The sequence below is a fragment of the Subtercola vilae genome (genome assembly GCF_004923255.1).
Lineage (GTDB): Bacteria > Actinomycetota > Actinomycetes > Actinomycetales > Microbacteriaceae > Subtercola > Subtercola vilae.
Genome location: NZ_QYRT01000022.1, coordinates 45,892 through 59,653, shown reverse-complemented (window position 1 = coordinate 59,653; position 13,762 = coordinate 45,892). Strand labels below are relative to the sequence as shown.

Genomic DNA, 13,762 nt, shown 5'->3' with positions numbered 1-13,762 from the left:
TGTGTTCTTGTACTTCGAGCATTTTGGTGAGGAGTGTGTCGCGGGCGTCGATGAGGTCGTCTCCGAGCATCACGGCGAAGGGTTGGTGCCCGACGTGCATTTTCGCGCGGAGCACGGCGTGCCCGAGTCCTTTCGGGTCGCCCTGGCGCACGTAGTGCATCTCAGCCAGACCCGTAGCCTCGTTGACCATGCGCAGGCGGTCGTGGTCGCCCTTGTTCGCGAGGGTCGATTCCAGTTCGGTGACGCGGTCGAAGTGGTTCGCAAGAGCGTGCTTGTTGCGCCCCGTAACGACAAGAACATCGATGAGGCCAGCCGCGACGGCTTCTTCGACGACATATTGAATGGCCGGTTTGTCGACCACCGGCAGCATCTCTTTCGGCATCGCTTTCGTGGCAGGAAGAAAACGTGTTCCCAGGCCTGCGGCAGGAATCACAACTTTGGTGATGGAGGAGGTCATGCAGGCAACATTATCCAATCTAAAATCATTAGATGCAGCCAATCGTCAGCAACCTGAAGCGCGCGTTGCGCGCTGAGCTGCGCGAGCGCCGCCGCACGCGCACCTCTACCGAGCGCGCCGAGGCCACCGAGGCGTTCACCCAGAACCTCATCGCACTGACCCTTGAGAACAAAGCAACCTTTGTGGCCTGCTATCTGTCGGCCCCGAACGAACCCAACACGCGGCCCTACCTGAACTGGGCTTTCGAGAACGGCGTTCGCACGCTCTTCCCCATCACGCGCGAAGACGGCCTGCTCGACTGGGCGCACGGCGACGGCGAAAGCGAGGTCGAGGGGCTGTTCGGCACCCCCGAGCCGGTGGGCGAACTACTCGGCCCCATTGCCATCAACGATGTCGATCTCATCATCGTACCGGCCGCCGCCATCGACGTGACCGGCATGCGCATGGGCTGGGGGCGGGGCTACTTCGACAAGACGCTCGGCTCGATGAAGAAATGCCCGCCGGTGTACGCCGTCATCTACGACGACGAACTCATCGACGCTGTTCCGCGCGAGGTGCACGACCAGCCGGTGAACGGCATCGTCACGCCCACACGCATTCTTTCGTTCTAATCCCACCAGATCCTGGAGTACCTGTGCCCACCTATTCATACCGTTGCACCGAATGCGACAACGCTTTCGACATTCAGCAGTCGTTCACCGACGACACTCTCTCCGTCTGCCCGGTGTGCGGCGGAAAGCTTCGCAAGGTGTTCAGCCCCATCGGCGTGACCTTCAACGGCTCGGGTTTCTACCGCAACGATTCACGAGCAACATCGAGCTCTTCAGACGGCCCGAAGAAGTCGTCAGAGAAGTCGTCAGAGAAGTCATCCGGCCCCTCCAGCAAGCCCTCCGAGAGTAGCTCGAAGCCCGCCACGACGTCGACCAAACCCGCATCTGGCAGCTCAGGCTCGAGCAGTACGGCAGCATAGAACTTACAAACGTAAGGAGAAAACCAATGCTCAAGGGCTTCAAAGAGTTCATTCTGCGCGGCAACGTGATCGACCTGGCTGTCGCCGTCGTCATCGGCGCTGCCTTCACCGCCATCGTCACCGCCATCGTCTCTGGCGTGTTCAACCCGCTCATCTCAGCGCTGTTCCAGTCGGAGACCCTCAACGACGCGGCCGACCTTAAAGTCGGTGACAGCACCCTCAAATTCGGCCTCGTGATCGCCGCGATCATCCAGTTCCTGCTCGTGGCCCTCGTGGTGTACTTCGTGTTCGTCGTACCGATCAATCACCTCAAGAAGGTGCAGTTCTTCAAGGGCCAGCAGAGCCCCGTCACAGAAGAAGCGGCAGTCACTCCCCCGACCGACACCGAACTTCTGATCGAGATTCGTGACCTTCTTGCGGCCGCGCAACGCTCGAGCGGTAGCCACACCGTCGCATCCGGTGGCGAGGCGCCCACGAACTCGGCGAAAGACGCCCCGGCCGTCACCATCGAGTAGCAGTGCGACGCGGCTGAGCGCTGCCGGCTCGCATCGGAGGCCGTCATCGCTCAGCTCGGTGGTCGAATACTCGTGCTCACCGCTCGACACGCGGGCTCAGCCCCAGTGCGGCGGCTTGTCGGCTGTGAGGCGCTGGTCGTTCTCGTCTGAGCCATCGCCCCAGGCGCGGTCGGTGTCTTCGGCTGCGCGCGCCGGATGCCCGGGGCCGGCCCCTCGCCTCAGTGTCGCCTGCGGCTCAGCGTCTGACCCCGGTGCCGCCTCGGTGCGTACCCGGCGGTGCCCTGACCGCCGAACCGGCGAATCCGGCGTCACTGCACCAGGCTTCTGCGAATCGGGCACTGCTGGGTCAGACGCCGTGACGTCAGATCGAGCCAACGGGTACTCGACCGACGGCCGCCAGCTGACGCACGCCGATCACGGTGGCGATGCGTGTCGCTACGGCCTCCGGGTCGGTGAACAGCTCGAAGCTGTGCACGCGGAGGTAGTGCCAGCCGAGGCGCTTCAGCATGTCGGGGCGAAGCCGCAGTGACTCGCGAAGGCTCATCGAGTGAACAACGGCATCTGTCTCGACCACGATTGCGCGGCCCTCGTAGGATGCGACGAGCGTGAGCTTGCCGCGGTGCTCGAAAGCCACATCGAGGCCACGCGCGCCGAGGCGACGGGCGAGATCGATCAGAAGCGCGTCGCCGGGGCTCGAGAAGGTGTCGGGCGTTGGGCCGTTCTCGGCTTCGGTGAGAATCTGGCGGAGCGCCACCACTCCGAAGTTCATGCGCTCTTCATCGATGTCAGAGGGCTTGAAGCAGCTCACGATGTCCATCGATCGTCTCGCCCGCGTCATTCCCACGGCGAGCAGGCGTTCGCCGCCGGGCTTGGCGAGGGCACCGAAGTTGGTGAGCACACGGCCGTGCGGCGTGCGGCCGTAGCCGACCGAGAAAATCACCCGGTCGCGGCTCTGCGCCACCGACTGCTCGAGGGTCGCCACCATGAACGGCTCGGCACGGTCTTTCAGAATGAAGTCGCTGAGATCGCTTCGCTTGGCGAATGCCGAGAGAACCGCCTGCTGAACCCGCACGGCATGCTTGGCGCTGGCCGTGATGACCATCAGCGATTCGCGCGGGTACTTCTGGGCGTGGTCCATGACGAGCCACACCACGCGTTCGACTTCGGCGTCGACGCTCTCGACGGCACCCGTCTCGCTGTCGGGCATGCCGCCCGCCCCCTCGAGGTAGTGCAGGGCCAGGCTGCCGTGGCCGAGGAAGGTGCCGGCCCAGGGCAGCGAGTCTATCTTGCCGTTGTAGAAGCGATGGTTCACGAGTTCGGCAAGGTCTTCGCCGCCGGCCCGATAGCTTCGGGTGAGCGAGAGCGTCGGAACGAGTTCGGCGAGCCTGGTCAGGGCAGAGTCGGCAGCCAGCTCTTCGACCGACCGAGCGTCGGCGGTGGTCTCGCGGGGCGCGGGAAGCACGACAGCGGGAACAGCGATCTCGAAGCGTGACGGGGTCTGCGTCACCGGGTCGCCGAAGGCAACAACCTGGCGGGCCCGGCGAATGGCTCCGGCGTTCTCGGCCAGAGTGGTGGCCCCCGCGTCGACGAGAATGACGGCGTCGAACACGATGTCGTCAGAGATCTCAGACACCTCGTAGGGTGACGCGAGCCAGACCGGCGCCAAGACGCGGCTGAGGTACGGTGCGGCCTCGTGCAGGGTGCGCGAGTCGACGGCGTCGGTTCGCAACATCGTCTTCAGAAGGCCGGCCTCATCGGCGTGGTCGACCAGACCAACGCTCCAAGTCTCGGCGAGCTGCCACGCCAGAATCTGGCCGCTGACCGACGCGTGCGCCTCGTCAACGAGACGGAAGTCTGCTTCAAGGCGGTCGAGGATGCCCGTGTTGGCGCCGAGCAGAGCACGATCGTTTGCGAGCATCAGTTCGAGCACCGATTGCCACCAGGCCAGCTCGAGTTCGTCTGCCACCGCGCTCTCGGGCACGTGGCGCTGCGAGAGATCGGTCAGCAGTGGGTCGAGCGAGAGTTCACGCAGCGTGTCGAGCAGAGCGGTGCGCTCTTGCAGGTTGGCCAGAACCTCCGAGTCGGCAGCGAGCCCGTCGAGCAGCGGAATGAGGTCGGTGATGGGCAGCTCACTGAGTTGGCGTGCTGTGCCCGCGGTTCCCAGCGGCACATCGAGCTGCGCGAGGTCTTCGCTCACGCGCTGAAAAGCCACCTGAACGTCGGCGAGCCCGATCGGCACCTCCGGCGAGATGCCGGCCGCGGCGAATCGGTGCCACAGTGTGCGCTGCTGCTGGATGCGCCGGAGCGACGCGTTGATGTCGCCGATGTGCACACCGGGCCGCACGTACTCCTTCGCGAGACTGCGCAGGCGCCGCCGACTCGTGCCGGTCATCTGGGCAGAGTCGCGGCGGGGGCCGGTCGCGGCGATGATGTCGGTCAGCGAGCGGTCGAAGACCACGGGGAGAAACTTGTCGAGCGTCTCGCGGAGGTCAAGCAGCAGCCGCAGGTACGACCCCAACTCAGAGACCGTGGTGAACTGGCGCATGTGCGTCTGGCCGACAAGCTCATAGGCCCGGGTCAGCAGGTTGGGCAAGTCGGTGCGGTGGATGCGTTTCGCGGTGGCGTGCGCCTTCGCGGCATCGTCGGCCGTCTCGAAGCTGGCGCCGTACCACGGAGAGTCGTCGGGCCCGTAGCGAAACTCGCCGAGGGCCGCGGCCTTGATCAGGGTCTTCGCAGCGCGGCTGCGGCCCGACGCGAGAGCCTCGAGCGAATTGCGGTCGAGGCGGGCCGTCGTCGCCGGCGGCTTCGGCAGCAGAGACAGGCGCGCAAGCTCCCGCAGGGAGTCGAGCACCGACACTTTGAGCAGCGGGTCGACGCGCTGAAGCGACTGGCGATAGTCGATGAGCACGTGCCGAAGGCGCACCAACGCCTCGTCGACGTCAGCGACATGTGGCTGCATGGTCTTCTCGTTGCGGCCGATCGACTGGATGAGGTCTCGTCGCAGGCTTCGCGGCGAAACCGCGACGCCGGGCAGGCCCACGTCGTTGAACCGGCGGGCGATGCCCCGGAGGCTGAGGCGGCGCGGGCTGACGATGAGAACACGCTTGTTCTGGCCGATGAGGGCCCCCACCGCATTGACGATGGTCTGCGTGCCACCCGTGCCGGGCAGGGTCTTCACGACGAGGGAGTTGCCGCCCGCGATCTGCGCGATGACGTTCTCCTGCTCGGCGTCAGCGTCGAGCAGGAGGGTGTCGGTCGACGGCGGGCGAGAGTCTTGCGGCGTGGGGTCGACGGGGTGGTACGACTCCTGAACCCCGCGACGCGCCGTGAGGCTGCCGGCGAGCGAGTCGAGCACCGGATGATCGAGTTGCTGGGCATCCAGAACCATGCTGTCAGCCACACCGGCGAACGACGACACCACGAGGCGAGGCTGCACGCTGAACCAGGGCAGGTGGCTCGTCACGCCCCGCAGGTGGTCGATGACCGGCTGCGGCTTGAACACGCCGTTGGTGGCGGCGAGGGCCACGATGGCATCGGCGTCGAGCGTGATCTCGAACTGCTCTTTCAGCGCACGGGCCAGTTCGGGGTTGACGAACGGCAGACCGCGGAGCTTCAGTTCGAAGTCGCGACCGTAGCGGCGAATCGAGAGCGGGCGCAGCAGCACAGGGGCAGAGAATCGCTCGTCGTCGAGCTTCCATTCCGCGAATCCGATGGCGAGGTGAACGGAGTCGATGCCGCGAACCGAGCGCAGTTCGACACCTTTGTCGGTGATGGCGCCGGCGGCGATGCGGGCGCTGCGAAGAGCGAGTTCGTCGCGGATGAGACTCGAGAGCAGGGTGGCGTTGCCCGTGATGAACTGCGCCAGACCGCTGGGATGCGTGGTCGTGAGATCGACCCGCGACCGAGGCGAGTCGTCGAAGTGGATGAGCGGTGACACCCCGCCGAGCAGCGCGAGTTCGTCTCGCCACTGTTGCCTCGCCGGCTCGACCAGATCGTCGGTCGAGATGATCGACCCGGTCTTGGTACCCGAACCGTGCTCGACACCCGATCTCCCGGGCGCGGAGTCGCCGCGGCGACCCCAAACCGACGATGCTACGTCGGTCTCAGACACGTCAGGGTCTGAATCTCGTTTCTTATCGGCACGCCACACACCGACACCCTATGTGGGGTAAGCGATAAAACACGGTAAGCGGGCCCGAGTTTCGCCGTTTGTGCGTGTTGCGGCGGGCCCGATGGTCATTCAGCGGGTCGAGGGCGTGGCAAAATGGCGCTTATGTCAGAGCCGGCGATGCCGTCGCCACACTCCTTTGTTCCTCCCCGGCTGCACGCGCCCGCAAGCGGTGACGGCTGGGTCGAAGACGGGGCCGGCCAGAAGTTCTGGGGCAGGTTCGGAGCAGCTGGCCTGCTGGTGTTCGACCGCGAGCGAGGCGTGCTGCTGCAGCATCGGGCCAACTGGAGTCACTTCGGCGGCACGTGGGGGCTGCCCGGCGGTGCGAAGCACGAGAATGAGACGCCGGTTCAGGGCGCGATTCGCGAAGCGCACGAAGAGGCCGGCGTTGCGGTCGAGGCGCTGAAACTCAAATTCACGTTCACGCTCGACCTGGGGTTCTGGAGCTACACGACCGTCGTCGTCGAAACCACTGCACCCTTCGACGCCGCCGTAGCCGATGCCGAGAGCATCGAGATGCGCTGGGTGCCGATCGACGAGATCGAGGCGTTGCCACTGCACCCGGGATTCGGCGCGGCCTGGCCGATGCTGCGCGGGGAGCTCGAGCACGGCGACGTGATTGTCGTCGACGCGGCGAACGTCATCGGTTCGCGCCCCAACGGCTGGTGGAAAGACCGGCTCGGCGCGACGGAGAAGTTCGCGGCCGCCCTGAACACCCTCGGCGTCGCGGGCCTCACGGGTGAGGCGCTCGGCAGCGCGGTGGAGAACTCCCGGTGGTGGCCGGAGGTGGTGCTCGTGGTCGAGGGGCAGGCGAGTGCGGCGAAGCTGGTCGAGCACCCGGTGACGGTCGACTCGGCGCTGGTCGACTCGGCACTGCCCGAACCGGCACTGCCCGAACCGGGACCCGGCACCAACGAGATTGCCGAACGCCTGCGCATAGTGCGGTCGCCGCGCGACGGCGACCAGCAGATCGTCGACACCGTCGAAGCCCTCACTGCGAAGCCCACCCCTGCTCACGTCTGGGTGGTGACGGCCGACCGCGAACTCGCCGGCCGGGTTACGGCACTGGGTGCGCGCGTGCTCGGCCCGAGCTGGCTCTGGGCGCTCCTCGACAACGCCATCTGAGCGAGCCGCTGGCGGTCAGCCGACCCAAACCCCCGGCGGCATCACGGTGATCGACTCGAGGCAGAACTCTCGCACCCGGCCGAACCGTGTTGCGGCGCAGGTGCTGAGCAGGGGTTCTGAGAGCGTCTCTGCCACGACGACGCGCACGGCGACCCCGTCGTGGTCGAGCAGCACTGCCGTCTGCCCCGGTGCGAGGGAGCTTGCGCGGTCGGCGGCGCGGTCGCTGACGCGGGCTGCGAGTGGAGCGGCAGCGCCACCACCCAGCGGAGCAAACGCATCGAGCCGGTCGACGCCGAAGTGTTCACGGGCATAGTGCTGGGCCGCCTGCACCGGGTGCGAGAGCGAACTGCGCCCGCGAAAGAATCGCTCATCGACCCGCCCGGCCCGGTAGGCATCCACAATGCCGACGGCTTCACTGTCATCTGCGCGGCCGAAGTAGAACCCCTCAGGAAAGATCACCATCGTGCCGGCGAACCGGTCGCCGCCGAGGTGCGAGCACTCCCACGTCTCGTCGGGGTGCGCCGCTACCAGCGCCTCCATCACGGGTCTGCCGCGCACCGCGCAGCACTGGTCATGCTTCGCGTGGGTGCAGACGCAGTACACCGGTTCGGGCGACCGGATGCCCGTCGACCCGTCGAGCGGCACTTCGAGCAGCTCGTACGGATCCGTCACCTCACCCCATCGCACCTCTTCGAACCCGGGCCGCGAATCGACGAACGCCCATCGCCACGACGGCTTCGCGATGCGCCCCGCGCGAAAGCGCCGGGCCCGCCTGATGGCGAGCGGTCGCATCCCTGCTGACTCGATTCGATGCACAAGAGCCTGGCCGAGTTCACGGCCGAGCGCCGAGGAGATGAAGGCGTTCGCGCCCCACGACCCGTCGATCTCCACCAGAAACCACTGGAGTCCGCGCGAGGCGGTGGCGGCCAGCGGGTCGTCGCGCTCCCGCGAGCGGTCACTGCACGGTGCCCACCCGGCTGCCGTGTCGGCGTTCGTCACAGACAGCGAGACATCAGAGACCCGAGGAGCACCCGCATCACGCCGGTACCACGATGCCCTCGCGCAGGAGCCGCCGCACGACAACGATCGCCGACGCGGGGTCGAGGCCCGGCAACTCGCCGACCGCCACGGCCTGCCCGGCGTGCAACATCTCTACCGCCGGCTGTGCCTCCTGCGGAAGCACGACAGAGCGACCGGCGAGCGCGATACGCACTGATTCGGGGCCAGTCGTGATGGCGGCCCGAAGTGAGCCGCGCCAGCGCACGGTACTCGCTTCGTTCAGGGTTCCGATGAAATCCACCGTCGCGAGCGGCGAAACGGGTTCGGGGCGACTCGCCCCCGAGAGACGATGTGACAGGTCTGCCCCTACGGCGGATGCCTGGCGAACCGCAGCAGCACGGGCATCCGGAATCTGGAGCGCACCCTGCAGCCCCGCTAGAACCTCGGCGACGATCGGCAGCAATTGCTCGGTGTCGCCGAAGTCGACGCCGAGGGGCAGCGACTCGCGAAGCGCCGGGGTGTCAGCGATGACGGTGAGGAGCGAGTGAGCGATGTCGGCTTGCGTGTAGGCCGCCACGCCGATAGTGAGGTGCACCGAGGTGCCACCGAGGGCTTCGGCCGAGTGGATCCAGCCGCGGGGCAGGTAGAGCACGTCGCCCGGTCGCAGAACGGTGTCGATGACGGGTTCACCGGCGGCCTGGGCTGCCACCTGCTCGCGGTAGTCGCTCCAGGGCTGGTCGCGCAACGGATGCGGGTGCACGGGAGCGTGGATTCGCCAGTGCTTCTCACCGCTGATCTGCAACACGAACACGTCGTGAACGTCGTAGTGCGGGTCGAAGCCGCGCGACGAGGCAGGGGTTACGTAGGCGTTCACCTGCGCCGGATGCCCGAGGTCGTCAACGAGGCGACGGGTGAAGTCGATCAGCGGTGGCCAGGTGCGGTGCAGGCCCTGCAGCACGATGGTCGCGCCCGCAGCGAACTCGGCGAGCACTTTCTCGCTATTGACCTGGTCGGCCACCTCGGCGCCGAAACCGCCGGGTGCTGTGTAGGTCGAGGGGCTCAGCACAGAACCTTCAACGGCCATGCGCATGAAGGGAGTGCGGATGCCGCGCTCGCGCACGAGTTCGTCGACGGCCGCGCTGCTGAAGAGGTCGTCGAATGAGGCATTCGACACGGCGGCGGCCAAGAACGGTTGGCGAGACCAGTACGTCGCGCCGAAGACGCGGGCAGTGTCGGCGCCCACCAGACGAGAGAGCGCGGGCCGCTCGCCCGACCCGCGCTCGAATTCAGGCATTACGCAGAACCGTCAGCTCCGCCATCGTGGCCGTTGGGATTGGCGCCGCCGTCAGCGGGGCCCTCCCCCTCGTCGGCCGAACCGTCAGCGCCACCATCGTGGCCGTTCGGGTTCGCCCCGCCGTCGGCCGGCCCTTCGCCTGCGCTGGCAGAACCATCGGCTCCACCGTCGTGCCCGTTCGGGTTTGCGCCGCCATCCGCGGGACCCTCTCCGCCCGCTCCCTGTTCGGTGGTGATGTCGTCGTCGTTGATAGCCATAGTCATCCTCTCGATACCGAACGGCGGGTGGTGCCGTTTGACATGAGCGTACGCCTCGGCACCGACACGAAACAGTGGGTTGCGAAGAAGACTGAGGTGTATCATGAGGTTGCCTCAGTCACGACTGTGGGCGCGTCGATGCGTGCGAGAGAAGGTGCTTTTCATGGGGGAGGCAAGGTTCGCGTGGCCGGCCCGCTCGGCGCCGCTGCTGAACGTGTCGTCTGATGAGGGCGAGGGGCCGGTCGTGATCCTCATCCACGGCATCAACTCGTCGTCGCAGAGCTGGGTGCACGTGGTTCCGCTGCTGGTTCCCCTCTATCGGGTCATCACCATCGACCTGCTCGGTTTCGGCAAGTCGGTGGCGCCAGCCGATGCCCAGTTCACGCTCGAGGAGCACGTGGCAGCACTTCGGGCGACCATTCGGTCACTGCATCTGCGGGGGCGGTTCACGCTCGTCGGCCACAGTCTCGGGGCACTCATCACCTCGCGCTACGCGGCCATCTATCGCCGAGACGTCTGCCAGGTGGTGCTGGTGGCCCCGCCGGTGTACGCCGCCAGCGCGTACGTCACCGAGTTCGCCGACCGCACGGTCATCAAGAGCTACCTGCGGTTCTACAAATACCTGCGTACGAACCGCGAGACCACGCAGCGCAACATGGCGTTTCTGGCGCGTTTCTTTCCGAGCCCCGCCCTCGTCATCGAAGAGCGTTACTGGGCGGCATTCGCGCTGTCGATGGAGCACTGCATCGAAGGGCAGACCACCCTCGCCGATGTGGCTCAGATCTCTGTTCCGGTCGAGGTCGTGTACGGCTCCCGCGACCAGATCGTGCTGAGTGACAGCATCGAGCGGCTCGCGCGCCTGCAGAACGTCACGGTGCACGAGGTGGCGAAGGCCGACCACATCGTGCGGCCGGCCGTGGCGCGCGAGGTGGCGCGCGTCATCCGTTGACGCGGCCGAGTGCACCTTCTGCCGCGTCGGGCAGCGCCTGGGGCTCCGCGCCGGGCCCCGCGTCGGGTGCCGCGTCGGGCAGCGCCTGCGACTCCGGGCCGGGCTCCATCTCGAGAGCCTCGGGGTGCCAGCGAAAGTAGGCCCAGGCCGCGAGGCTGAGGGCGGTGAACCCCGCGAGCACGAGCGCCCACGGAGAGAACACCGAGGGCAGCTGCACCCACGACGACGGCAACAGCACGATCACGAAGACACCGGAGGCCGCCGCGTATACAACCAGCCACAGCAGCTTCGACCACTCGAAGATGGCTTTGCCGTCGAGAAACGTCAGCGGAAGCAGTGCGATGACCAGGGCCGACAGACACTCGGCGGCGAGCCCGCCCAATACTTCGTTCAGCAGCTGGGCCCCAAAGGTGGCGGGTGCCGGAGTGGTGGCATTCAGCGCGCTGTAGACCAGCCAGCTGCCACCTCCCAGAGTCACCAGCAACGCGGTCACCACGATGGTGACCTTTGCCTCAGCCGCCCTGCCGAGCCGCTCGCCCACCTCGATGCCGAGAACCAGGCCGAAGAGCAGGCCGGGTTGCATGCCCATCCCCCTCGAGACCGCCACACTCAGTACGAGTAGGAGAAGAGCGAGCGGGCGCAGCGCCATGCGGGTGGTCGCGCCGTGCACTCGCATTGCGTGCAGCTGGGTGACCGCCATGACCGAATAGTTGACCACCACCAGCACAATCGTCAACGCAACAGCCAACCGCACCGTTCTCACGTCGAACCCGGTTGTCGGGTCAGCGAACGTCGTGATTACTGCCGCCGAGATGAGCAGTGCCGCTTGCGCACGCCACCCGGTGAATCGGGCGCGCCAGCGGGACCCCTGCGTTGACGCCTGCCACCATCGGGCAGGCGCGAAACGCTCCGCGATGCGTTCATAGTTCTCCCGCACGGTCGACTGCAGCAGCTCCGCCGGTAGCGCCAGGAGCAGCACCAGAACGCCCGCAAGTGCCACAAGCCCTGCGATGAATGCCGGCTGGCCGAACGGCACTGACGAGACCGGCTGGAGCGAGGTTCCGAAGCGGGTGGGTTGACCCCAGCCCTGGTCGGCCCACCCGCCGCCAGCCCAGGCGACCAGCGCGGTTGCGGCACCGAGCACCGTGCCTGTGCCGGCGGCCGACGACGCGCCTGCCCCAGCCGGGGCCGAGGTGTTCGCTGAACCCACCGCCCCGGCCAATGCGTTCGCGCCGCCCACCGGCGCGCCCCCCGCGCGCGGCACCAGGGGGCTGGCGGTCACTGCGGGAGTCGGCGGCACGGTGGGAGCCGGGGTGTCCACCGGGGCAGGCGCCGCAGCGGGCGACAGAGGGGTCACGGGCAGAACCGGGGCGAACGGCAGGGCTGGCGTCTGCGGAACGGCCGGGGTCACGGGGTCGATCGGCGTGACCGGAGCAACGGCGCCGTTGGGTGCGGTCGGGGTCACCGGGGTGACGGGGTCGACCGGAGACGCGGGAGCCACCGGCATGACAGGGTTCACGGGTACCACCGGCGGGACGGGGGTCACCGGGGTCACGGGTACCACCGGGGTCACCGGGGTCACCGGCACCACCGGCACGATCGGTGTCACGACCACCGCCGGCTCGTATTCGAGCGAGACATCGGGTGACGGCGCGGAGTCGTGCTCGGCGAAGAACGGGCGCTGGGTGGCGCTGAGACTGTGGGTTCCGGCGTCGGCGTCGGTGAGGGCGAGGGCGCAGCTGAACGCTCCCGACGGATCGGCCGTGGTGGTGCATCCGGAGCCGCTTGCCGGGGTGGGCGAGAGCGAGACGACCACCGGCGAACCCGGGAATGCCGTGCCGGACACCACCTGCGCGGCGTCGGTTGTGACAAGGCCGGCGGCTTCTGCCGGCGACAGCACAGGAGGGTTCAGAAACCCGACCGCGAAAGTCATGGAGTCACCGAGGCCGCTGGAGATGGTCGCGTCACCGGAGAAGTCGGGAGCGGAGGTGATGGTGCACTGCCACGACCCGTCGCCAAGCGACCCCGTGGTACAGAGGGTGCCGCCCGGCAGAGTCACCGTCACAGCAACGCCGGGCTCGGCCTGGCCTGCGAACAGCACGTCGAAGGCCGTGTCAGAGGAGGAGTAGAACACCGTACCCGCGTCGGCAGGAGTCGTGACGCTGAGCACGCCGGCGGCGTGCGAGGCCCCGGCCGAAGCGAGGCTGAGCGCGGAGAACACCAGCACAGCGATTGTCGCGGCACCCACCTTTGTGACCCGCCAGCGCGTGTTCATGGGTCATATTCTACGTCATTAGAGGCTCGAACTCGACAAAATCTCACCTGATTTCGGCCCACCTTTAGACTGTGCACATGGGCATACTTGCAACCGTCTTCGTCGCCATCGCCGCGCTGCTGCACGTCTACATCTTCGTCATGGAGAGCATCCAATGGCACCAACCTGCCATCTGGAAGCGTTTCGGCCTGACCAGCCAAGCCGATGCCGACACCACGGCTCCGCTGGCCTACAACCAGGGCTTCTACAACCTGTTTCTGGCAGTGGGCGCTGCTGTAGGTCTCGTGTTGTACTACACGGCGGCGCGTGAAGCCGGGTTCACGCTCGCCGTCTTCACGATGGCCTCGATCGTGCTCGCAGCACTGGTGCTGCTCTCGACGGGGCGCGAGCGCCTGCGCTCAGCCGCACTTCAAGGCACTCCCGCGCTGCTGGGGCTCGTCTTCCTGCTCATCGCTGGCTGAGGCCCCGGCTGGTCGAGGCCCCAGCTGGCTGCGGCCCAGCAGGCTGAGGCCCCGGCTGTTCAGCTGTTAGGCGCGCCCGCGAATGTAACGCACGAGCGCTGCGATGATGCCGATGAGCAAGACAGCGATGCCGATGTAGATGAGCACCTCGGCCGCCTTCACCGCCACACCGAAGACGAGAAGAATGATTCCTACAATGATGATTCCGATGAAAATTCCCATGCGTTTATTATCGAACCGGCTGCGAATTGCGCGCGGGTGGTTGCCAGAGCCGATGGCTGCCGATATGGTG

At 66.9% G+C, this 13,762-nt stretch carries 14 protein-coding genes; 6 read left to right on the top strand and 8 right to left on the bottom strand.

Annotation, left to right across the window (positions count from 1 at the left end; all coding sequences use genetic code 11):
• The coding region (locus tag D4765_RS11975) for a UTP--glucose-1-phosphate uridylyltransferase (protein WP_148671250.1) at positions 1-457 on the bottom strand (457 nt) is incomplete at its 3' end.
• 32 nt (positions 458-489) lie between these two features.
• On the opposite strand from D4765_RS11975, the gene D4765_RS11970 reads away from it, so the two are divergent.
• Genes D4765_RS11970 through mscL form a run of 3 tightly spaced genes read left to right on the top strand, consistent with a single transcriptional unit; the run spans position 490 to position 1,942 of the window.
• Positions 490-1,068 carry a 5-formyltetrahydrofolate cyclo-ligase gene (locus D4765_RS11970; protein ID WP_136642533.1) on the top strand — a complete coding sequence of 193 codons (579 nt, stop codon included), beginning with the start codon at positions 490-492 and terminating at the stop codon, positions 1,066-1,068.
• Between the two features lie 23 nt (positions 1,069-1,091).
• Complete coding sequence (locus D4765_RS11965; RefSeq protein WP_136642532.1) at positions 1,092-1,427, top strand: FmdB family zinc ribbon protein; 336 nt, start codon at positions 1,092-1,094, stop codon at positions 1,425-1,427.
• A gap of 26 nt (positions 1,428-1,453) precedes the next feature.
• Entirely contained in the window at positions 1,454-1,942 is a 489-nt protein-coding gene (mscL, locus tag D4765_RS11960; protein ID WP_136642531.1) for a large conductance mechanosensitive channel protein MscL, read from the top strand.
• A 96-nt stretch (positions 1,943-2,038) separates the two neighbouring features.
• Here the strand turns inward: mscL and D4765_RS11955 are convergent, their stop codons facing one another.
• Both D4765_RS11955 and D4765_RS11950 read right to left on the bottom strand, forming a co-directional pair.
• Positions 2,039-2,254 carry a hypothetical protein gene (locus tag D4765_RS11955; RefSeq protein WP_136642530.1) on the bottom strand — a complete coding sequence of 72 codons (216 nt, stop codon included), beginning with the start codon at positions 2,252-2,254 and terminating at the stop codon, positions 2,039-2,041.
• A gap of 49 nt (positions 2,255-2,303) precedes the next feature.
• Positions 2,304-6,053, bottom strand: a complete 3,750-nt coding sequence (locus D4765_RS11950; protein WP_237280401.1) for an AAA family ATPase — start codon at positions 6,051-6,053, stop codon at positions 2,304-2,306.
• Positions 6,054-6,215: 162 nt separating this feature from the next.
• Here D4765_RS11950 and D4765_RS11945 point away from each other — a divergent pair, with 162 nt between their 5' ends.
• The gene (locus D4765_RS11945) at positions 6,216-7,235 is read left to right on the top strand and encodes an NUDIX domain-containing protein (protein WP_170225122.1); all 1,020 of its coding nucleotides are present in this window, start codon (positions 6,216-6,218) and stop codon (positions 7,233-7,235) included.
• Positions 7,236-7,250: 15 nt separating this feature from the next.
• Here the strand turns inward: D4765_RS11945 and D4765_RS11940 are convergent, their stop codons facing one another.
• Genes D4765_RS11940 through D4765_RS11930 form a run of 3 tightly spaced genes read right to left on the bottom strand, consistent with a single transcriptional unit; the run spans position 7,251 to position 9,785 of the window.
• Positions 7,251-8,234 (bottom strand): sucrase ferredoxin, encoded by a 984-nt coding sequence (locus D4765_RS11940; protein ID WP_136642528.1) that lies wholly within the window; start codon positions 8,232-8,234, stop codon positions 7,251-7,253.
• Between the two features lie 37 nt (positions 8,235-8,271).
• The gene (locus D4765_RS11935) at positions 8,272-9,528 is read right to left on the bottom strand and encodes a cupin domain-containing protein (protein ID WP_136642527.1); all 1,257 of its coding nucleotides are present in this window, start codon (positions 9,526-9,528) and stop codon (positions 8,272-8,274) included.
• On the bottom strand, positions 9,528-9,785 hold the full coding sequence (locus D4765_RS11930) for a BatC protein (RefSeq protein WP_136642526.1): 258 nt from the start codon (positions 9,783-9,785) through the stop codon (positions 9,528-9,530). The genes D4765_RS11935 and D4765_RS11930 overlap by 1 nt, the downstream gene beginning before the upstream one ends.
• Before the next feature lie 163 nt (positions 9,786-9,948).
• Between D4765_RS11930 and D4765_RS11925 the strand changes: the two genes are divergently transcribed.
• Complete coding sequence (locus tag D4765_RS11925) at positions 9,949-10,734, top strand: alpha/beta fold hydrolase (protein ID WP_161580436.1); 786 nt, start codon at positions 9,949-9,951, stop codon at positions 10,732-10,734.
• Here D4765_RS11925 and D4765_RS19990 read toward each other — a convergent pair.
• The gene (locus D4765_RS19990) at positions 10,724-13,009 is read right to left on the bottom strand and encodes a hypothetical protein (protein ID WP_136642524.1); all 2,286 of its coding nucleotides are present in this window, start codon (positions 13,007-13,009) and stop codon (positions 10,724-10,726) included. The genes D4765_RS11925 and D4765_RS19990 overlap by 11 nt on opposite strands.
• Before the next feature lie 77 nt (positions 13,010-13,086).
• On the opposite strand from D4765_RS19990, the gene D4765_RS11915 reads away from it, so the two are divergent.
• Positions 13,087-13,470 carry a DUF1304 domain-containing protein gene (locus tag D4765_RS11915; RefSeq protein WP_136642523.1) on the top strand — a complete coding sequence of 128 codons (384 nt, stop codon included), beginning with the start codon at positions 13,087-13,089 and terminating at the stop codon, positions 13,468-13,470.
• A gap of 66 nt (positions 13,471-13,536) precedes the next feature.
• Here the strand turns inward: D4765_RS11915 and D4765_RS19365 are convergent, their stop codons facing one another.
• A complete protein-coding gene (locus D4765_RS19365) occupies positions 13,537-13,692 on the bottom strand; it encodes a hypothetical protein (RefSeq protein WP_162849203.1) in 156 nt (51 codons plus the stop codon).
• Between the last annotated feature and the right edge of the window lie 70 nt (positions 13,693-13,762).